This window comes from Microbacterium sp. X-17 (assembly GCF_039615055.1).
Map to the genome: position 1 here is coordinate 301,427 of NZ_JBDHNI010000003.1, position 20,428 is coordinate 321,854.

General features: G+C 71.0%; 19 protein-coding genes. 2 read left to right on the forward strand and 17 right to left on the reverse strand.

The annotated features are described in order from the left end of the window. Nucleotides 1-114: 114 nt before the first annotated feature. The 7 genes from der to ABCS02_RS15830 form a co-directional block, all read right to left on the reverse strand. The gene (der, locus tag ABCS02_RS15800; RefSeq protein ID WP_345836623.1) at nt 115-1,620 is read right to left on the reverse strand and encodes a ribosome biogenesis GTPase Der; all 1,506 of its coding nucleotides are present in this window, start codon (nt 1,618-1,620) and stop codon (nt 115-117) included. Next, complete coding sequence (gene cmk, locus ABCS02_RS15805; protein WP_345836624.1) at nt 1,613-2,290, reverse strand: (d)CMP kinase; 678 nt, start codon at nt 2,288-2,290, stop codon at nt 1,613-1,615. The genes der and cmk overlap by 8 nt, the downstream gene beginning before the upstream one ends. Further along, nucleotides 2,287-3,375: a prephenate dehydrogenase gene (locus ABCS02_RS15810; RefSeq protein WP_345836625.1), complete on the reverse strand. Its 1,089-nt coding sequence runs from the start codon at nt 3,373-3,375 to the stop codon at nt 2,287-2,289. Before ABCS02_RS15810 ends, cmk begins: the two co-directional genes overlap by 4 nt. A gap of 121 nt (nt 3,376-3,496) precedes the next feature. Further along, nucleotides 3,497-4,243, reverse strand: coding sequence for a pseudouridine synthase (locus tag ABCS02_RS15815; RefSeq protein ID WP_345836626.1), 747 nt, complete (start codon nt 4,241-4,243; stop codon nt 3,497-3,499). Further along, nucleotides 4,233-4,847 carry an SMC-Scp complex subunit ScpB gene (locus ABCS02_RS15820; protein WP_345836627.1) on the reverse strand — a complete coding sequence of 205 codons (615 nt, stop codon included), beginning with the start codon at nt 4,845-4,847 and terminating at the stop codon, nt 4,233-4,235. The genes ABCS02_RS15815 and ABCS02_RS15820 overlap by 11 nt, the downstream gene beginning before the upstream one ends. Next, the gene (locus ABCS02_RS15825) at nt 4,837-5,670 is read right to left on the reverse strand and encodes a ScpA family protein (protein WP_345836628.1); all 834 of its coding nucleotides are present in this window, start codon (nt 5,668-5,670) and stop codon (nt 4,837-4,839) included. The genes ABCS02_RS15820 and ABCS02_RS15825 overlap by 11 nt, the downstream gene beginning before the upstream one ends. A 37-nt stretch (nt 5,671-5,707) precedes the next feature. After that, on the reverse strand, nt 5,708-6,607 hold the full coding sequence (locus ABCS02_RS15830; RefSeq protein WP_345836629.1) for a ParA family protein: 900 nt from the start codon (nt 6,605-6,607) through the stop codon (nt 5,708-5,710). A gap of 126 nt (nt 6,608-6,733) precedes the next feature. Between ABCS02_RS15830 and ABCS02_RS15835 the strand changes: the two genes are divergently transcribed. Continuing rightward, nucleotides 6,734-7,255 (forward strand): GNAT family N-acetyltransferase, encoded by a 522-nt coding sequence (locus ABCS02_RS15835; RefSeq protein ID WP_345836630.1) that lies wholly within the window; start codon nt 6,734-6,736, stop codon nt 7,253-7,255. Here ABCS02_RS15835 and xerD read toward each other — a convergent pair. From xerD to ABCS02_RS15870, 7 genes are all read right to left on the reverse strand, one after another. Continuing rightward, nucleotides 7,237-8,142 carry a site-specific tyrosine recombinase XerD gene (gene xerD, locus ABCS02_RS15840; RefSeq protein WP_345836631.1) on the reverse strand — a complete coding sequence of 302 codons (906 nt, stop codon included), beginning with the start codon at nt 8,140-8,142 and terminating at the stop codon, nt 7,237-7,239. The two genes, ABCS02_RS15835 and xerD, sit on opposite strands and share 19 nt — an antisense overlap. Then, entirely contained in the window at nt 8,139-8,807 is a 669-nt protein-coding gene (locus ABCS02_RS15845; RefSeq protein WP_345836632.1) for an NUDIX hydrolase, read from the reverse strand. The genes xerD and ABCS02_RS15845 overlap by 4 nt, the downstream gene beginning before the upstream one ends. After that, on the reverse strand, nt 8,807-10,564 hold the full coding sequence (locus ABCS02_RS15850) for a CTP synthase (protein WP_345837324.1): 1,758 nt from the start codon (nt 10,562-10,564) through the stop codon (nt 8,807-8,809). The genes ABCS02_RS15845 and ABCS02_RS15850 overlap by 1 nt, the downstream gene beginning before the upstream one ends. Nucleotides 10,565-10,616: 52 nt before the next feature. Then, on the reverse strand, nt 10,617-12,335 hold the full coding sequence (recN, locus tag ABCS02_RS15855) for a DNA repair protein RecN (protein ID WP_345837325.1): 1,719 nt from the start codon (nt 12,333-12,335) through the stop codon (nt 10,617-10,619). A 58-nt stretch (nt 12,336-12,393) separates the two neighbouring features. Further along, nucleotides 12,394-13,320, reverse strand: coding sequence for an NAD kinase (locus ABCS02_RS15860; RefSeq protein ID WP_345836633.1), 927 nt, complete (start codon nt 13,318-13,320; stop codon nt 12,394-12,396). A gap of 104 nt (nt 13,321-13,424) precedes the next feature. Then, nucleotides 13,425-14,492 carry a glycosyltransferase family 4 protein gene (locus ABCS02_RS15865; protein WP_345836634.1) on the reverse strand — a complete coding sequence of 356 codons (1,068 nt, stop codon included), beginning with the start codon at nt 14,490-14,492 and terminating at the stop codon, nt 13,425-13,427. 34 nt (nt 14,493-14,526) lie between these two features. Then, complete coding sequence (locus tag ABCS02_RS15870; RefSeq protein ID WP_345836635.1) at nt 14,527-15,828, reverse strand: hypothetical protein; 1,302 nt, start codon at nt 15,826-15,828, stop codon at nt 14,527-14,529. Between the two features lie 98 nt (nt 15,829-15,926). Here ABCS02_RS15870 and ABCS02_RS15875 point away from each other — a divergent pair, with 98 nt between their 5' ends. Then, entirely contained in the window at nt 15,927-17,996 is a 2,070-nt protein-coding gene (locus tag ABCS02_RS15875; protein ID WP_345836636.1) for a glycosyltransferase, read from the forward strand. On the opposite strand, the gene ABCS02_RS15880 is transcribed toward ABCS02_RS15875, so the two are convergent. From ABCS02_RS15880 to tyrS, 3 genes are read right to left on the reverse strand one after another with little or no spacing between them, the layout of a single operon-like run. Then, nucleotides 17,981-18,769 (reverse strand): TlyA family RNA methyltransferase, encoded by a 789-nt coding sequence (locus tag ABCS02_RS15880; RefSeq protein ID WP_345836637.1) that lies wholly within the window; start codon nt 18,767-18,769, stop codon nt 17,981-17,983. The genes ABCS02_RS15875 and ABCS02_RS15880 overlap by 16 nt on opposite strands. Next, entirely contained in the window at nt 18,762-18,950 is a 189-nt protein-coding gene (locus ABCS02_RS15885; RefSeq protein ID WP_345836638.1) for a hypothetical protein, read from the reverse strand. Before ABCS02_RS15885 ends, ABCS02_RS15880 begins: the two co-directional genes overlap by 8 nt. Before the next feature lie 27 nt (nt 18,951-18,977). Continuing rightward, nucleotides 18,978-20,309: a tyrosine--tRNA ligase gene (gene tyrS / locus ABCS02_RS15890; protein ID WP_345836639.1), complete on the reverse strand. Its 1,332-nt coding sequence runs from the start codon at nt 20,307-20,309 to the stop codon at nt 18,978-18,980. Nucleotides 20,310-20,428 lie beyond the last annotated feature (119 nt).

The window sequence follows — 20,428 nt, forward strand, 5'->3', positions numbered from 1 at the left end:
TGATAGGAGAGCCTGCGCCTTCGGGTAGCGCAGTCGGGTAGCTCTCTCAGTTGTCCACACTAGTGAGGACAGACCGGGGTACAAAGACCCCCAAGCGAGGCACGCGCCCGAAGGCTACCTCTTGCGCTTCTCGCGGACGCGCATGTTGAGGACGATGGGGCTGCCCTCGAAGCCGTAGACCTCGCGGAGGCGGCGGATGATGTAGCGGCGGTAGCCCGGGTCGAGGAAGCCGGTGGTGAACGCCACGAATGTCGGCGGGCGGCTGGTCGCCTGCGTGCCGAACAGGATGCGCGGCTGCTTCCCGCCGCGGACCGGGTGCGGGTGCGCAGCGGTGAGCTCGGCCAGGAAGGCGTTGAACTTGCCGGTCGGGATGCGGGTGTCCCACGACTCCAGCGCCAGCTCCAGGGCCGGCACCAGCTTCTCCAGGTGGCGGCCGGTGCGGGCGGAGATGTTCACGCGCGGCGCCCACGAGACGTGTGCGAGGTCCTGCTCGATCTCCCGCTCCAGGTAGCGGCGGCGGTCGTCGTCCAGCAGGTCCCACTTGTTGAAGGCCAGCACGAGCGCGCGGCCGGACTCCAGCACGAGGTCGATGATGCGGACGTCCTGCTCGCTGATCGGCTCGGACACGTCGAGCACGACGACGGCGACCTCCGCCTTCTCCAGCGCGGTGGAGGTGCGCAGCGACGCGTAGAAGTCGGCGCCCTGCTGCAGGTGCACGCGGCGCCGGATGCCGGCGGTGTCCACGAAGCGCCACACCTTGCCGCCCAGCTCGACCTGCTCGTCCACGGGGTCGCGGGTGGTGCCGGCGAGCTCGTTGACGACGACGCGCTCCTCCCCCGCCGCCTTGTTGAGCAGGGAGGACTTGCCGACGTTCGGGCGGCCGACGATCGCGACGCGGCGCGGGCCGCCGACCTCGCGCTTGGCGACCTTGGAGACCTCGGGCAGCGCCTTCAGGATCTCGTCCAGCAGGTCCGCGACGCCGCGGCCGTGCAGGGCCGAGACCGGCCACGGCTCGCCCAGGCCGAGCGACCACAGCTCGGTCGCATAGGGCTCCTGGCGGGCGTCGTCCACCTTGTTCGCGCCGAGGAACACCGGCTTCCTGGTCTTGCGGAGTAGCCGGACCACGTGCTCGTCCGTGGCGGTCGCGCCCACGGTCGCGTCCACGACGAAGAGCACGGCGTCGGCGAGGTCGATCGCGACCTCCGCCTGCGCGGCCACCGAGGCGTCGATGCCGCGGGCGTCGGGCTCCCAGCCGCCGGTGTCCACGATCGTGAACCGGCGGCCGTTCCACTCCGCCTGGTACGAGACGCGGTCGCGCGTCACGCCGGGGGTGTCCTCCACGACGGCCTCACGGCGGCCGAGGATGCGGTTGACGAGCGCCGACTTGCCGACGTTCGGGCGGCCGACGATGGCCAGCACCGGCAGCGCGGGCAGGTAGGTGATCGCGTCCGGGTCCTCGGTGACGGCGCCGAGGAGGTCGAGGTCGGTGTCGTCGAGCTCGTACTCCTCCAGCCCGGTGCGGAGGGCGGCGGCGCGCTGCACCGCGAGGGTCTCGTCCAGGCCGGCGAGGCGCTCGACGAGGTCGTCGGCGCCCGTGGGCTCGTTGTCGATGTCAGTCATGGGTCTCTTTCTGTACGACCGCGATGACCGCGTCGACGGTCTGGTCGAAGTCGAGGTCGGTGGAGTCGACGGTGGTCACACCGTCTGCGGCGTTCATGAAGTCCACCACGCGGGAGTCGGCTGCGTCGCGGCGGCGGAGGGCCTCGCCGACGTGAGAGGCGGAATGATCGGCCAGCTCAGCGGAACGCCTGGCAATTCTAACCTCTTCGTCGGCGGTCAGCAGGATCCGCACCTGGGCGTCCGGGCAGACGACCGTGGTGATGTCGCGTCCCTCCACCACGATGCCGCGCTTCTCGGCGCGGGAGATGAGCGAGCGGAACAGGGCGGTGAGGAAGTCCCGCACCTCCTGGACGCGCGCGATCGCGCTGACCGCGGCCGTGACCTCCGGCTCGCGGATGGCCTCCGTGACGTCGTGGTCGCCGACGAACACATGGTAGGTGTCGGGGTCCGTGCCGATGCGGTAGTCGAAGTCCGGGAGGGCGTCGATCACCGCCGCGGAGTCGGTGAGGTCGATCCGGCGCTGCACGACGAACCAGCTCAGCGCGCGGTACGCGGCTCCGGTGTCGAGGTACGACCAGCCGAGCTTGCGGGCGGTCGCCTTGGAGACGGACGACTTGCCGCTGCCGGCCGGGCCGTCGACGGCGACGACGATGGGGTTGGTGTCGGTCATCCGGCGATCCTCCAGCCGCGGTCGGTCAGGTCGGTCACGGTGCGCTGCCACACCTCGGGAAGCACGGCGATCTCCGCCAGGCCGAAGGCGGCGCCCGGCGAGTGCTCCAGGCGCAGGTCCTCCAGGTTCACGTCGAGCTCGCCCAGCTCGGCGAGGAGGCGCGCGAGCTCGCCTGGCCGGTCGTCCACCATGACGACCAGGCTGGAGAACCGCTTGTCCTGGCCGTGCTTGCCGGGCAGCCGGGAGACGCCGAGGTTGCCTCCGGCGATCTCCTCCGCGATGGTGCGGCGGGAGCCGGTGGCGTCCACGTCCTCCAGCGCCGCCAGCACGCGGTCGAGGTCGTCGCGGTAGTCGCGCAGGATCGACACGATCGCGGGCGCGTTGGCGCCGAGGATCTGCACCCATAGCTCCGGCTCGCTGCCGGCGATGCGCGTCACGTCGCGCACGCCCTGGCCGGCGAGGCCGAGCGCGGCGTCGGTGGAGGCCGCGAGCCGCTTCGCCATCAGCGAGGAGACGATCTGCGGCGTGTGCGAGACGAGCGCGACGGCGGCGTCGTGGTCGGCCGCCGCCATCTCTACCGGCGTCGCGCCGAGGTCGAGGATGAGCGCCTCCACGAGGTTGACCGAGGCGCGTGCGTTCTCGGGCCGGGCGGCGACCACCCACGGGCGGCCGATGAACAGGTCGGCGCGGGCGGCGCTGGGGCCGCCGCGCTCGCGCCCGGCGAGGGGATGCGACCCCACGTAGCGGGAGAGGTCGATGCCGGTCGCTGCCAGCTCGGCGAGCGGCTGGCCTTTCACGCTGGCGACGTCGGTGACGACCGCCCCGGGATGGGCGGCGAGCTCCTCGGCGACGACGCGCGAGACAAGGTCGGGCGGCACGGCCACCACGATCAGGGCGGGCTCCGCCGTCCCGTCGTCCGGGCGGCCCGCGCCGTAGTCGGCGGCGAGGCGCAGGTGGGCGGGAGAGGCGTCGGCGAGGAGGACGTCCACGCCGCGGGTGCGCAGGCCGAGGCCGACGGACGCGCCGAGCAGTCCCGCGCCGACCACGCGGACGGGTCCGGCGAGGCGGGAGGCGGAATCAGTCACGAACCAACCTTAGCCGGGCCGCCGACGCGTCCACGGCCGCAGGAGATTCGCGCTGACTCGCCCGAAGAACTCCTTCCGAACGCGCATGGGAAGGAGATTCGGGCGGTGTCTCCTGCCGAAGCTATTGCCGCGAAATCGTGAGTAGCGCGCCCAGCTCCTCCTTCGTCAGGTCGCGCATCGCGCCGACCTTCAGCGTGCCGAGGTGCAGCGGCCCGAACTGGCGGCGCACGAGCTCGATCACCGGGTGGCCGACCTCCGCCATCATCCGGCGGACGATACGGTTGCGGCCCGAGTGCAGGGTGATCTCCACGAGGCTGTCACCGCCGCCCGAGCGCGACTGCAGCAGGCGCGCCTTGTCGGCGGCGATCGGGCCGTCCTCCAGCTCGACGCCCTTGGTCAGGCGCGCGATCGTCTGGGGTGTGACCGTGCCGCGCACGCGCGCGATGTACGTCTTGGTCACGCCGAAACTGGGATGCGCGAGCACGTGCGCGAGCTCCCCGTCGTTGGTGAGGATGAGGAGACCGGAGGTCTCGGCGTCCAGCCGGCCGACGTTGAACAGCCGCTCCGGGTAGTCCGCCGTGAACCGCGACAGGTCGGGCCGGCCCTGCTCGTCGCGCATCGAGCTCACCACGCCGACCGGCTTGTTGAGCATCACGTAGCGCCGCGACGTGTCGAGCTGCACCGCCGTGCCGTCGACCGCGACGCGGTCCGTCGCCGGGTCGACGCGGCGACCCAGCTCGGTGACCACCTGGCCGTTCACGGTGACCCGGCCGGCGACGATCATGTCCTCCGACACCCGGCGGGAGGCCACTCCGGCTGCGGCCATGACCTTCTGCAGGCGCTCGCCCTGCGCGGCCTCAGCGGACATCGTCGAACCCTTCCGCGCCGTCGGCCAGCAGCGGCGAGATCTTCGGCAGTTCCTCGATGGAGTTGATGCCGAGCTGGGTGAGCAGCAGATCGGTGGTGCCGTAGTTGATCGCGCCGGTCTCGCTGTCGGTGAAGAGCTCAGTGATGAGCCCGCGGCCGGCGAGGGTACGCACCACCGAGTCCACGTTGACGGCGCGGATGGACGCGATGGCGCCGCGGCTGATGGGCTGCTTGTAGGCGATCACCGCGAGCGTCTCCAGCGCCGCCTGCGACAGCCGGGTGGGGTTCTGCTGGAGGACGTAGCCGGACACGACGGCGTCGAACTCCGGCCGCACGTACACGCGCCAGCCGCCGCCGACCTCCCGCAGCTCGAAACCGCGGCGCACGCCGGGTGTGCCGTCGGGTCCGGTCTCGCCGTCGAAGTCGGCCACCAGCGCGTCGACCGCCGCGCGCACGCGCTTGACGGGGGCGCCCACCGCAGTGGCGAGCGTCACCAGGCTCATCGGTTCGTCGGCGACCATGAGGATGGCCTCCAGCGCGCGCTCGATCTGCGCGTCCTCGACGCCGGCCGGCTCCGTCTCCAGCTCGGTTCCGTCAACCGTCATAGTCCGCTCCCAAGTTCGACAGGTTCTCCTCCGACCAGTGCTCCGCTGTCCAGCGCAGTGTCAGTTCGCCCAGCGGCTCGACCTGCTCGAACGCGATCGCCGCGTGCCGGTAGAGCTCCAGCACGGCCAGAAACCGCGCGATCACGACACCCTTCTGCTCCGCCCCGGCGACGAGCTGCCGGAACGACAGCGGTTCGCCCGCCCGCAGCATCCCGACCACCACGGCGGCCTGCTCGCGGATGCTGACCAGCGGCGCGTGCAGGTGGTCGAGGCCGACGACGGGGATCTCGCGCGGCGTCATCGCCAGCGTGGCGAGGGCCGCGAAGTCATCCGCGGTCAGTGTCCAGACCAGCTCGGGCGTGCGCTGGCGGTACTTGTCCTCCAGCCGCACCGTGCGCGCGTGCCGCGAGCTCTCGGCGTCGAGGTGGGCGGCGAACCACGTCGACGCCTCCTTGAACGCGCGGTACTGCAGCAGCCGCGCGAACAGGAGGTCGCGCGCCTCCAGCAGCGCGACGTCCTCCGCGTCGACCAGCTCGCCCTGCGGCAGCAGCCCGGCGATCTTGAGGTCCAGCAGCGTGGCCGCGACGAGCAGGAACTCGCTCGCCTCGTCCAGGCTCTCGTCCGCGTCGAGGCGGCGCAGATAGGCGATGAACTCGTCCGTGACGCGGCTCAGCGAGATCTCGGTGATGTCCAGCTCGTGCTTGGAGATCAGCGACAGCAGGAGGTCGAACGGCCCCTCGAACGCCCCCACAGCAACCCGAAACCCGCTCTCCGAGTCGCCGAGGGGCACGTTGTTGTCGCTTTCGGCGCCCGGAAGTGACAACGACGTGCCCTTCGGCGTCACTGCACTCGCGGAGTCCTCAGGCGACGGCGCCACGGAAGATCAGTTCCCTCGCGAGCTGGCGGTAGGCCTCCGCCGCCTGGTGCTCGGGCGCGAACTGCGTGATCGGCGTCGCCGCGACCGAGGCGTCCGGGAACTTCACCGTGCGCGAGATCACCGTCTCGAGCACGCGGTCGCCGAACGCGTCGACCACGCGCTCCAGCACCTCGCGCGAGTGCAGCGTGCGGGAGTCGTACATGGTCGCGAGGATGCCGTCGAGCTCGATCGCCGGGTTCAGCCGCTCGCGCACCTTGTCGATGGTCTCGATGAGCAGGGCGACGCCGCGCAGCGCGAAGTACTCGCACTCCAGCGGGATGAGCACGCCGTGGCTCGCGGTCAGCGCGTTGACGGTGAGGATGCCGAGCGACGGCTGGCAGTCGATCAGGATCACGTCGTAGTCGGCCGACACCTTGCGCAGCACGCCGGCGAGGATCTGCTCGCGCGCCACCTCGTTGACCAGGTGCACCTCGGCGGCCGAGAGGTCGATGTTCGCCGGGATGATGTCGAGCCCGGGCACGCCGGTGGTCTGGATGGCCTCCCGCACGTCCGCGTTGCGGTTCAGCAGCAGGTCGTAGATGGTCGTGACGTCGTGGGTCTGCGCGCCGAGGCCGGCGGAGAGCGCGCCCTGCGGGTCGAAGTCGATCGCGAGAACCCGGCGGCCGTACTCGGCCAGCGACGCGCCCAGGTTGATGGAGGTCGTGGTCTTGCCGACCCCGCCCTTCTGGTTGCACAGCGCCACGATCTTGGCGGGCCCGTGCTGGGAGAGTTCGGCGGGTGCGGGGAATGCGCGCAGCGGTCGCCCGGTGGGTCCGAGCGGCGCGGCGAGGGATGGGGTGTCCATGCCGGGAAGCTCCGTCCTGACCTCGTCGTTGCGCGTCACCTGGCTGATCCTCGTCCCTTTCGATCGACGGCCGTTCACGGCCTGTTCACGGGTTCCATCCTATCCGCGCCCACCCCTCTCCGCGGGCCGTGACCGCGGCGGGTCCGCAGGGCGTACGCTGTGCGGATGCCGACGATGCCAGCCGAGCTCTCCACCGAGCGCCTGCGCCTCCGGCTGCGCGACGGCCGCGACGCCGAGTGGAACCTGCGGCTGATCGCGGAGACCCCGGAACGCGAACCGCTGCCGCTCGACCAGGAGCGCGCGAGGCTCGACGCGCAGCGCCGGGCCGCGGACGACGCCGGCTTCGGTCTCTACGCCGTCGAGCTGGCCGGGTCGGGCGAGCCGATCGGCTACTGCGGGCTCATCGTCGGCCGCGCCAGCGCCGCCCAGCCCGAGCTCGCCTACGAGCTGCTGCGCGGCCACGTGGGCAGTGGGTACGCGACCGAGGCGGCGGCCGCGGTCGCCGACGCCGCGTTCGAGGCCGGCTTCCCCGCGCTGTGGGCGACGGTCCAGCGCTGGAACGCGCCGTCGTTCCGCGTCCTCGAAAAACTCGGGTTCGCTCCGCGACGGGTCACGGGTGAGGACGGCGCCGTGCTGGTCTGGATGCTCCGCCGCGCGCCGCGAGGGCGTCACCGCGCCCGCGGGTGAGCCGTCACGTACACATCCCGCAGCGCGTCCGCCGTCACGAGCGTGTAGATCTGCGTCGTCGCCACCGACGAGTGGCCGAGCAGCTCCTGCACCACGCGCACGTCCGCGCCGCCCGCCAGCAGGTGGGTGGCGAACGAGTGCCGGAGGGTGTGCGGCGAGACCTCGACGCCGAGCTGGGCGCGCTCGGCGGCGGCCCGGATGATCAGCCAGACGTTCTGCCGTGACAGCCGCGCGCCGCGCATCCCGAGGAACAGCGCCGGCGTCGCCCTCCCCCGCGCCGACAGCACCGGGCGCGCCCGCACCAGGTAGGCGGCGACCGCGGTCTGCGCGAAGCTGCCGAGCGGCACGATCCGCTGCTTGGCGCCCTTGCCGGTGAGGCGCACCACGTCGGTGTCGATCACGTCGTCCACGTTGAGGCCGACCGCCTCGCTGACCCGCGCGCCGGTCGCGTACATCAGCTCCAGCAGCGCCTTGTCGCGGAGGTGGTCCAGCTCGTCGCCGTCGGTCGCCGCGAGCAGGGCGGCGACCTGGTCGACGGTGATCGCCTTCGGGAGGGTGCTCGGCTGCTTGGGCGGACGGATGTCGCGGGCGGCGTCCACCTCCACGCGGCCCTCCTCCAGCAGAAACCGGTGGAAGCCGCGCACGGTCGACAGCATCCGGGCGAGGGAGGTCGCGGTCAGTGGCGACTCTGCTCGCGAGCCCAGGTGGGCCAGGTAGCTCGAGACGGTCACCGGCTGGACCTCGCGGACGTCGGCGACGCCCTCGCCCTCCAGCCAGACCGTGTAGACCGTGAGGTCGCGCCGGTACGCAGCGACGGTGTTCGCCGAGAGGCCGCGCTCGATGGCGACGTGCCTCAGGAAGGCGTCCGCGTCCGCCGCGACGGTCATCCCGCGGCGCTCTGCCCGGCGGTCTCGGCCTCGGCCGCGGCCAGCTTGGGGTGGCTCGGCCAGGGCGCGTCGGCGGCGCCGAGGCTCGCCCAGCCCTTCTCGCGGGCGACCCGCGCGGCGAGCACCGCGATGATCAGCACCGCGTTGTGGACGCGCCGCTCCAGGACCGCGTCGACCGCGTCCTCCAGCGGCACCCACGCCACCTCGATGTCGGCCTCCTCCGCCTCGCGCTCGAACGCCTCGGCGGTGGCCCGCACCCCGCGCGCCAGGTACACCCGGATGGCCTCGTCGTTGCCGCCGGGGCTCGTGAAGACGTCCGTCAGCACGTTCCAGCGCTCGGCCTGCAGGTCGGCCTCCTCCGCCAGCTCGCGCTGCGCCGCGATCAGCGGGTCCTCACCGAGGATGTCGAGGAGCCCGGCCGGGACCTCCCAGTCGCGGTACCGCACGGGATGCCGGTACTGCTTGATCAGCAACACACGGTCCTGGTCGTCCAGCGCGAGCACAGCGACGGCGCCCGTGTGGTCGACGTACTCGCGCGTGATCTCCTCGCCGTTGTAGCGGAAGGTGTCGCGCCGCACGTCCCAGATCTTCCCGTCGAAGGTGACCTCCGACGAGACGATCTCCGGACGGAACGGCTCGTCGCGGAACGCGCCGCCGTCCCCCATCAGGCGTCCGCGCCGACTTCGACCGCACCGACCCCTGCGCCGACCTCGTCTTCGCCGCCGACCTCGAACAGGAGGCTGGCCTTCTGCCGGTCGAGCGCGGCGCCGACGAGCCCGGCGAACAGCGGGTGGGCGTGGTTGGGGCGCGACCGCAGCTCCGGGTGGGCCTGGGTGCCGATGTAGAACGGGTGCACGTCGCGCGGCAGCTCCACGTACTCGACCAGGTGGCCGTCCGGCGAGGTGCCGGAGAACCAGAGGCCGGCGTCGGCGATCTGCTCGCGGTAGTTGTTGTTGACCTCGTAGCGGTGGCGGTGGCGCTCGCTGGCCTCCGGGGCGCCGTACAGGTCGGCCGCGAGGGAGCCCTCGGCGAGGAGCGCCGGGTACAGGCCGAGGCGCATGGTGCCGCCCAGGTCGCCGCCGGCGATGATCTCGACCTGCTCGGCCATCGTGGCGATCACCGGGAACTCGGTCTCCGGGTCGAACTCCGACGACGACGCGCCGGCGAGGCCCGCCTCGTGCCGCGCGTACTCGATGACCATGCACTGCAGGCCCAGGCACAGGCCGAGCGCCGGGATGCCGTTCTCGCGGGCGAACCGCAGCGCGCCCACCTTGCCCTCGATGCCGCGCACGCCGAAGCCGCCCGGCACGCAGATGGCGTCCACGTCGCCGAGCTGCGCGGCGGCGCCCTCCGGCGTCTGGCACTCGTCGGACGGGATCCACTTGAGCTTGACCTTGGTGCGGTGGGCGAAGCCGCCCGCGCGCAGCGCCTCGGTGACCGACAGGTAGGCGTCCGGGAGGTCGATGTACTTGCCGACCAGGCCGATCGTGACCTCGTGCTTGGGGTCGTGCACGGCCTCCAGGAGGCGCGCCCAGCCGTTCCAGTCGACCTCGTTGGCCTTGTCGAGGCCGAGCTGGTCGATGATGTAGGCGTCAAGGCCCTGCTCGTGCAGCATGGTCGGGATGTCGTAGATGCTCGGGACGTCGACGGCGTTGACCACGGCCTGCTCGTCCACGTCGCACATCAGCGCGATCTTGCGCTTGTTCGACTCGGACACCGGCCGGTCGCTGCGCAGCACGAGCGCGTCCGGCTGGATGCCGATGGAGCGCAGCGCGGCGACGGAGTGCTGGGTGGGCTTGGTCTTCTGCTCGCCGGAAGCGTTCATGAACGGCACGAGCGAGACGTGCACGAAGAAGCAGTTCTTGCGGCCGAGCTCGTGGCGCACCTGGCGGGCGGACTCGATGAACGGCTGCGACTCGATGTCGCCGACGGTCCCGCCGATCTCGGTGATGATGACGTCCGGCGCGGGCTCGCCGTCCGGTCCGGGCTGGGCCTGGAGGCGCATCCGGCGCTTGATCTCGTCGGTGATGTGCGGGATGACCTGGACGGTGTCGCCCAGGTACTCGCCGCGGCGCTCCTTGGCGATCACGTTCGAGTAGATCTGGCCGGTGGTGACGTTCGCCGACTGGGAGAGGTTGATGTCGAGGAAGCGCTCGTAGTGGCCGATGTCGAGGTCGGTCTCCGCCCCGTCGTCCGTGACGAAGACCTCGCCGTGCTGGAACGGGTTCATCGTCCCCGGGTCCACGTTGAGGTAGGGGTCGAGCTTCTGCATGACGACGCGGAGTCCGCGCGCTGTCAGGAGGTTTCCGAGGGAGGCGGCCGTGAGGCCCTTCCCCAACGAAGAAACGACACCACCGGTCACGAAGATGTGCTTGGTAGTGCCGTTTTTGCTGTTGGTCTGAGCCGCGTCTGAATAATCCACCACGGGCTCTCAGCTTATCACCTACGGCGGGGAGTCCCGCGCGTGTCGCGGCTCAGCGTGCGGACGCGGCCATGTCCACGAGCTCGCGCGCGTGCGTGAGCCCGCTCTCGGAGTCGGGCAGACCGGACAGCAGCCGCGCCATCTCGGCGATCCGCTCGTCCCCGTCGAGCCGGCGGACGCTGGAGGCCGTAACCGCCCCGTCGTTGCCCTTGACGACCGTGAGGTGGTTGTTCGCGAACGCCGCCACCTGAGCGAGGTGGGTCACGACGATCACCTGCGCGCTCTGGGCGAGCCGTGCGAGCCTGCGGCCGATCTCGATGGCGGAGGCGCCGCCGACGCCGGCGTCCACCTCGTCGAAGATGAAGGTCGGCACCGGGTCGGTCGCCGCGATGACGACCTCGATGGCGAGCATGACGCGCGAGAGCTCGCCGCCGGACGCGCCCTTGCCGAGCGGCCGCGGCTCGGCGCCGGGGTGCGGGCGCAGCAGGATCGCGACCTGGTCGCGGCCGCTGGCGGTGTAGCTCTGCGGGTCGGCCTCGTCGCGCTGGGTGACCTCCACGACCACCCGGGCGTCCGGCATGGCGAGGGCGGCGAGCTCGTCGGAGACCGCGACGGCGAGGCGCTCGGCGGCGACCCTGCGCCGCTCGCTCAGGTCGGCGGCGAGCTCCACCACGAGCGCCCGGTCGGCCGCCACCTCGTCCGTGAGCTCCTGGATGCGGTCGGCGTCGCCGTCGAGCTCCAGCAGGCGCAGGCTCCCGGTCTCCAGGGTGCTTATCACGTCGTCCAGGGTCGGACCGTACTTGCGGACGAGCGTGGACAGCTCCGCCCGGCGCTCCTGGACGGCCTCCAGCTCGCGGGAGCCGTCGGTGTCGAGCGTGGCGAGGTAGGTGGAGAGCTGGGCGGCGATGTCGGAGGCCAGGTAGCTGAGGTTGGCGACGGCCTCCACCGTCGGGGCGAGCTCGGGGTCGTGCGGCGCGACCCGCTCGACCTGGCGGCGCGCGGCCTCCAGGAGGCCGACCACGTCGGGCTCCTCGGACTCCTCGGCCGAGAGCAGCTCGCGGGCGCCGGAGGCGGCGAGCCGCAGGTCTTCGAGGTTGGTCAGCCGCTCGGCGCGCTCGCCGAGCTCGTCGTCCTCGCCCGGCTGCGGCGCCACGGCCTCGATCTCGGCCATCGCGATCCGGAGGTCGTCGGCCTCCCGCGCGCGCCGGTCCCGGTCGGAGAGGAGCTCGTCCAGCTCGGTCGCGTTGTCGCGCCAGCGGTGGAACACCTGCACGTACCCCTCGAGCGCGCTCGCGAGGTCCGGCCCGGCGAACCGGTCGAGCGCCTCGCGCTGGGCCACGGCCGACCGCAGCCGGAGCTGGTCGGACTGGCCGTGCACGACGACGAGCTGCTCCCCGAGCTCTGTCAGCACACTCACCGGCGCGCTCCGGCCGCCGACCACCGCGCGCGACCGGCCCTCGGCGGACACCGAGCGGCTCAGCACGAGCTCCGCCGCGCCGTCGCCGAGCGGGTCGACGTCGCCGCCGGCGTCGCGGACGCGCTCCACGACCTCCCCCGGCTCCTCGACACGCCAGCGGCCCTCGACCCAGGCCTGGGCGCTGCCGAGCCGGACCGCGCCGGTGTCGGCGCGCTCGCCCAGCAGGAGGCCGAGCGCCGAGACGACCATCGTCTTGCCCGCGCCGGTCTCGCCGGTGATCGCGGTGAACCCGGGACCGAGCGGCAGCGCGGCCTCGGCGATGACGCCGAGGTCGCGGATGGAGATCTCGTCGATGCCGCCGCGCGGTGCGGTCTTCTGCGTGCGTCCCGCAGCGGCGCGGGTGGTTGAGCGCTCAGTCACGTCCGGCCGGCCCCCGCCATCCCGTCACCGGGAGATCGAACTTGTGCACGAGCCGGTCGGTGAACGGCCCAGGGTGCAGGCGCGCGAGCCGCACCGGGATGGGCGAACGCCGCACGACGACGCGCGAGCCGCGCGGCAGGTCGAACGCACGGCGGCCGTCGCACCAGAGGATGCCCTCCCCGCCCGCGCGGTCGAGCAGCTCGATGGCGAGCGACGAGTCGGCGTCGACCACGAGCGGCCGCGAGAACAGGGCGTGCGCGCTGAGCGGCACGAGCAGGAGGGCGGCGACACCGGGCCAGACCACCGGTCCGCCGGCGGAGAAGGAGTAGGCGGTGGACCCGGTGGGCGTCGACATCACGACGCCGTCGCAGCCGAAACTCGACATCGGCCGCCCGTCGACCTCGATGACGACCTCCAGCATCCGCTCCCGGCTGGCCTTCTCGACGGTCGCCTCGTTGAGCGCCCAGCTCTCGTAGACGACCTCCTTGCCGACCTTCACGCGGGCGGAGAGCGTCATGCGCTCCTCCACCTCGTAGTCCTTCGCGAGCCCGCGCGCGACGGCGATCTCCAGGTCGTCGCGCTCGCTCTCGGCGAGGAAGCCCACGTGCCCGAGGTTGACGCCGAGCAGCGGCGCCGTGCAGCCCCGGACCAGTTCGGCCGCGCGGAGGATGGTGCCGTCGCCGCCGAGCACGATCACCAGCTCCAGGTCGCTCGCCTGCACCTCGTCGCCGAGCACGGCGACCGCGTCGAGATCCGGCTCCGCGGCGAGCAGATCGCGCCGCTCGTCCTCGCTGAGCACGGGAACGACACCCGCGCTGATGAGCTGCCTGCACACCTGCACGCCGGCGTCGAGGGAGTCCTGACGGCCGGTGTGCGCGACGACGAGAATGTATCGCTGCGCGTCACCCGATGCCGCCACGAAAGCCTCCCTCTGCGTCCGCCCGGTTTCGGGCCGTCCCACCATTCTGTCTGTTTTCGGGCGGGGATGTGCTGGGGATGCCGGAGATTGTGGAGAACGTTCATTCAGGACGCGGGTGTGGAGGAGCGCCGAGAAAGGGCGCGCCGGTACACGCCGTCATAATCCGCGGCCATCCGGGCCACGGAGAAGTCTCGACGTCCCCCTGACTCGCTCGCGTCTGTCCGGTCACGAGGCTCACTCAGCCGCGACAGGAGCAGTCCGGCCAGTGCCACGTCGTCCTCACTGGGGAAGAGGTCCCCCAGGAGGCCATGCTGCAGAGCTTCGGGAATGCCCTCCGAGTCGCTTCCGATCACGGGGATTCCGGCGTGCAGGGCTTCCAAGATCGCCAAGCCCAGCGCTTCCCGGCGCGATGCCTGGACGAAGACATCGGCGGCGAGCAGGTACCCCGTGGGGTCAGGATGGAATCCTTCGAGGTGGACGCGACCGAACCACTGCTCCGACCGGAAGGGACGCAGCAGCTCCTCCTCATCGACGTTCCCGACGAAATAGAGGTGCGCGTCCGGCAACTCCGCCGCCACCTTCGCGAACGCCCGCAACAGGACATCGGTCCCCTTGATGCGCTTCAGGGAGCCGACGGCGACGACGGATCGCCCTTGGAGCTTCGGTGTGACGACCGGGCCGGAACGCCGCGGTGTGCCGACGACGCCGCTGTAGACCACGGTGGTCTTGCCGCGGCAGAGCGCGCTTTCCGCCATCGACCGCTCCACGGCGCCACTGACGCACACCACGACATCGCAGACGCCGAGCAGCCGCGATTCGCGCTGATGCCCGGAGTGAACGGTGCCGACCGTCAGAGCACCGCGAGTCCTCAGCGTGGACACCAGCAACGCCGGAGTCATCGTGTGCGAGTGGATGACCTCCGGCCGGAACTCCTCGATGAGCCTTCGCAGCCTCCTGCGTGCGCGCCAGAGCCCGCGCGGCCCCCGATCGGTGAAGTCGACGCGCGCGGTCCGCACCCCTCGCTCGCGGAGAAGCGGTTCGTAATCACCGCCCGTGGACGCGACGACGACATCGTCGCCGGCGGCCGCTTGGGCGGTCGAGAGGTCCACGACGACATTGACGACGCCGTCGGCGAGATTGCTCATCTTGTTGGTGAGATGAATGACGCGCATGATTCCCTTCGCGATTTCGTGCGACTCCCGTCGGCTAGAGCGAGACCTGCTTGGACGCGAGCGTGGAGCGCGACGCCTCGCGCATCCTCAAGGTCCTCAGGCCGCGGAAGACCGCCACTGCTTGGAAGGACGCCACAGCGAGTTCCGCAGCGAGCTGACCGGCCAGAGCACCGGTGCCCCCGCCGAGAACCGCGCCACCGTAGATGAGAGGGACGCCGACCACGGCGCCCACGATCGCCGAACGTGCGACCGCCGCGATCCGGTTCAACGTCACGAGCATGATCCCGCCCATCGCCATGCTGAGCGTGATGATCCAGAGCGACACGCCCGAGATGATGGCGGCGGCGGGTGGAATCGTGACGGTGCCCGAGAAGAGCAGGTCTGCCGCGAAGGGCGCGAGCACAGCGAACACGATGCCGCCGAGTGCGCCGACGACGGCCGCCGCGACGACCGCGGTGCGCGCACGCGCGACCCGCAACGCCGGTTCCACGGCGCGCCCCACCCAGCCTTTGAAGAGAGTGTGCACGGCCTTCAGGACCTGCTGGGCCATCTGCTGCAGCCGATCCACCGATCCGTAGAGGACGGTCGCGTGCGGCGATCCCAGAGTCGCGACCGTGACGCCCAACGAGATGTAGACGCTGGAGAAGATCCCGGTCGTCAGCGCGTGGAGCTGGCACCGGATGACGATCAGGCAACGACGGGGACTCACGGCGAGGAAATCACGAGCACGAACACCGAGGACGAGACAGCCCAATGCTGGACCCACCAGCGACGCGCCCAGAAGCGCTATCGGGTAGAGCAGGAGTGGCGCACCGAGGTGAAGGCCCACGGCCGCCAGGGAGATGATTACCGCCCGAGGAATCGCCTCCGCCATCAGGAAAGTGCGGGGCCGCATCATCCCCAGGTAGATCCAGCCCGCCGAGAGAGTCCCCAGCGAGGTCGCGACGGCGACGAGCGCCGCCACCTCGGCGTGCTCGCGGGCGAGAAGGAACGCCACGATTCCGGCGATCGTCGTGAAAGGAACCGCCGCCATCAGTTTTGTCACCAGTGAGAGCGCCAAGGAGCGTGCGCGGTTGCGCGGCGACTGGCGTGCGACCCGCTGCGTACCCGAGAGGCTCCAGCCGAGCTCGACCACCACGCCCGCGGTGGCGCCCAGTGATTGACCGATCGCGACTGCGGCGAAAGCACCCTCGCCGTAGGCCGCGGTGATCGCCGGGATCGCGAGCAGCGGCGAGACCGCGTTGAGCAATGGGATGGCCAAGTAGCCGACCAGGAGGAACACCAGCACGCGCCCTCTGCGGAGCACGGCGTGGAGACGGTGCGCGCTGGCAGGCATGGGGCCTTTCGCTCGGGAGAGGGGCGTACGGAGGGGTGCCCTCGCTCGATGAGCTGAAGGCTTCAGGCTCCACACTTTACACGCGGTATTCTTATGGCATGCTTCCAGCAGTCACTGTGATCAGCGCCCTCTACAACGCCGAGACGGAAGTTCCGGAGCTCGCGACGAAGCTCGAGGCCCTCGACCACCCGCGCCTTCAGATCGTCCTCATCGACGACGCCTCGACCGACGCGACGTGGGCGGCGATCGAGGAGTTCGCGGCGCGCGACAGCCGAGTCGTGGCGCTGCGGAACCCGGCGAACCTCGGGGTGGGTGGGGCACGGAACCGTGCGCTGAAGGCGGCCACATCCGAATACATCTGGTTCGTCGATCACGATGACGACTGGTTCCCCGACGCAGCCACTCTCCTCGCGCGCGCAGCCGGCTCCTCCGGCGCAGACATCGTCTCGGCGCGCGCCGAGTATCGGCACCGTCCTGACCTTCCCGGACGAATCATCGACGGGGTCGACGAGCGACGCACCCTGACGCGGGACGAGTACCTACGGATGATGCTCGCCGGGAACGTGCACGGGTTCCTCTGGTCGAAGCTCATCCGACGGGCGGCTCTGGGCGATGCTCCGTTCCCGTCGCTCACCTCGCAGTCGGACTTCGTCGGGCTGCTGCGCGCGCTCTCGTCGGCCACGACCGTCGTCGTCATCCCGGACGTCGTCTACCGCTACCTGCGACGCCAGGGATCGCTGACCCGCGTGCGCACACCTCGGCTGAGCAATCTCGAAGCGGCGCGGGACGCGATGCACGAGGCGATCGCAGCCACGAAGGCACCGGTCGAGAAGAGCCTCGTCGACTATTTCGACGCCTGGTTCTATGCCGGCGCCGCCGCGTTCACACCGATCCGATGGAATGCGCCGCACGAGGTGCGTCGAGACGGCATCCGGCGCGCCCGCGCAGCGAGCGCGCAGCTGTCGATCGGATCGCTCCTGCGTCGGAGCCGCGGGACGGCTGCGACGATCGCCCTCGTCCGATACGCCCCCGGCCTGTATCGCCTCGGTCTTCCCTTCGCACTCCGAGTGAAGGACCGACTTCGCGATGCGCGTGCGACCGACCGCGGAAGCGTGCACCATGTCGCCTATGTGGGCATCCACGATCCGGACTATCCCCGCAACCTGCGCATCCGCTCCGCGCTGAACAGCGGCGGGTTACGCGTCGTCCCGGCCGCCAAATCGAGCTCGCGCGGCGCACGCGGCGTGGTCGCCGATCTCGCTGCGGTCTGGCGTGCCTCACGCGGCGCCCGCGCGATCGTCGTCTCCGAGTTCGGGCTCAAGCTGGCTCCCGCCGCCTGGGCCGTCTCCCGATTGCGTCGTGTACCGCTGATCGTCGACGGCTTCGTCGGGCTCGCGGAGACCCACATCGACGACTGGGGCACAGCGAAGCGGCACTCGCCACGAGGCATCGCCTTTCGGTCGGTGGACGCCCTCGCAGCCACTCTGGCCGACGCCTATCTGGTCGACACCGACCTCCGCGCTGATGCCATCGTCCGCCGCTACCGCCGCCGCTCAGCGGCGAACACCTTCTCGATCCCGGTCGGCGCCCCGGCATGGGCTGCTTCCACACCGCTTCCGGTGGCCGACGAGACACTGCGGGTGCTCTACTACGGCAACTACATCCCCTTGCACGGTCTCCCGCTCGTCGTGAGAGCCATCGACGAGGCCCGGCGACACCGGCCATTGAGCTTCACTCTGATCGGAGGCGGCCAGGGCAGGGCAGGGATCGAACGCGCCGTCTCGGAGGCCGGCCTCGGGGCGATCACCACCTTCGAGGATCCCGTACCCGAGGCCGAGCTCCGCGACCGGATCGCCGCCCACGACGTTGTGCTCGGTGTGTTCGGATCGTCAGGCAAAGCGCGAAGCGTTCTGGCGAACAAGCTGTGGCAGGGCCTGGCCTGCGGTCGCGTCGTGATCACCCAGAGCAGTCCAGCACTCAGCGAATTGCGCCCCATTGTGGGCGACCAACTCGTCGGGACAGTGCCGGGAGACGCCGGATCACTGGCGGACGCGCTCACTGCGGTGGATCCTTCGCGCCGATTCGAGGATCGCGCCGCGCTGCTGGAGGAGTACGTCGACCGGCGCTGCACCCGGCTGGTCGACTGGGTCGTTCACGCCAGTTCCTGAGCCGCCGAGAGCCACTCCGTGGGGTTCGTGCCGCGCTCGGAGAGATGGACGAGGAACTCACGGTTCCCGCGCGAGCCGGCGATCGGCGAGGGGATCAGACCCGCGGTGCCGAGACCGACGTCGTGGCCGGCCCAGAGCACGCCGGTCACCGCGTCGGCGCGTCGGTCCGTTTCGCGGACGATACCCTCACGCACGCCAGAACGGCCGACCTCGAACTGTGGTTTGACCAGGAGAACGAAATCCGCGTCAGGCGTGGCGATCCCGCGAAGTGCCGGGATCACCTGCGGAAGCGAGATGAACGAGAGGTCGGCCACCACGAGTCCGGGCCGCACCGGTTCGCCGACGAGCTCGGTCAGCCGTTCCGGCGTCAGGAAGCGTACGTTCACGCCCTCGAACGAGCGGAGCCGAGCGTTACCCGCGACCTCGGCCGCCATCTGTCCGTGCCCGACATCCACCGCGATCACGAATCGCGCGCCGCGCTCAAGCAGCACCTGGCTGAAGCCGCCGGTCGAAGCGCCCGCGTCGAGCGCGGCGCGTCCCTCGACCGGGACGCCGAACGCATCCAGGGCCGCGATGAGCTTGTGCGCGCCCCGGCTCACGTAATGGTCCGCGCCGGCGACGGCGAGCTCCTGATCGTCGCCCACCTTGGCGGAGGCCCGCACGACGGGCTCGCCGTCGACGGTCACCAGGCCGCCCGCGATCAGCGTGGCGGCGTGCGTCCGCGACCGGGCCAGCCCGCGCGCGGCGAGCGCGACGTCCAGCCGCTCAGCCATGCCGCGGTGCGTCGGCGCCTTCGAGCCGGGCGGACAGCTCCGCGTGCAGGGCGAGGTACGACTCGGCTCGCGTGTGCAGCGGCTGCTCCTCGATCACCTCCAGGGGCGTCAGGAGCCCGTCCGCCGTCGCCTCGGCGCCGTCCGGCGCGCCGCTGTCGGCCGATCCCGTCTCGGTCTGCATGTCCGTCACCCTACCGCCGCTCCCGCACTACTCGACGAACACGCCGCTGAGCGTCTTCTTCCCCCGCCGCAGCACGACCATCCCGCCCGGCAGCAGGTGGTCCCCCACCGCCGACTCCGCGTCCTCCACCTTCGTGTTGTTCACGTACACCCCGCCCTGCGCGACCGCGCGCCTGGCCTCGCCGAGGCTCTTGGTGAGCTCGGTGTCGACCAGGGCCTGGGCGATCGTGGTGGAGGAGGCCGTCGTCGTGTTGGGGAGCTCGCGGAGGGCCGACTCCAGCGTGCCGCGGTCCTGGCCGGCCAGGTCGCCCTGGCCGAAGAGGGCCTCGGACGCCGCGATCACGGCCTCCGTCGCCTCCGCGCCGTGGATGAGCGCCGTCACCTCGTAGGCCAGGGTGCGCTGGGCCTCGCGGCGGAAGGGCTCCTCGGCGACAGCGCGCTCCAGGCGCTCGATCTCGGCGCGGTGCAGGAAGGTGAAGACCTTGAGGCGGTCGATCACGTCGGCGTCGTCGGCGTTGAGCCAGAACTGGTAGATCGCGTAGGGGCTCGTGAAGCTCGCGTCCAGCCAGATCGCGTTGCCCTCGCTCTTGCCGAACTTCGTGCCGTCGCTGTTCGTGATCAGCGGGGTGCCGATGGCGTGGCCGTGGACGCCCTCCACCTTGCGGATCAGGTCGGTGCCGCTGGTCAGGTTGCCCCACTGGTCGCTGCCGCCGGTCTGAAGCACGCAGCCGTACTGACGGTAGAGCTCCAGGAAGTCCATGCCCTGCAGGATCTGGTAGCTGAACTCCGTGTACGAGATGCCCTCGTCGGAGTTGAGGCGGGCGGCGACGGCGTCCTTCTTGAGCATCGTGCCGACACGGAAGTGCTTGCCGATCTCGCGCAGGAAGTCGATCGCCGAGAGCGGGGCCGTCCAGTCCAGGTTGTTGACCAGGCGGACGGCGTTCTCGCCCTCCGACGACAGGAAGCGCGTGACCTGCTGCTGGAGGTAGCCGACCCACTCGGAAACGGTCTCCTTGGTGTTCAGCGTGCGCTCGGCGGTGGGCCGCGGGTCGCCGATGAGGCCCGTCGAGCCGCCGACGAGACCGAGCGGCCGGTGGCCGGCGAGCTGGAGGCGGCGCATGGTCAGGAGCTGCACGAGGTTGCCGAGGTGGAGGCTCGGCGCGGTCGGGTCGAAGCCGCAGTAGTACGTGATCGGGTCACCGGCCAGGAGCTCCTTGAGCGCGGCCTCGTCGGTGGAGACGTGGACGAGTCCGCGCCACTTCAGCTCGTCCCAGACGTCGTCGAACGTGGGGTCGTTGGTCTGCGCTGCGAGCCTCTGCTCTGCGCTGCTCCGGTCTGCTGCTGCGGCGGTTTCTGGCACTCCCACAGAGTAGCAGCGGCGGCCCTCTCAGCCCGTCCGGCGATCAGGTCTGCAGGCCTGATGAGGGTTGAATCAGGTTTCAGGACCTGATAGAGTGCGGATCAGGTCCACAGTCCTGA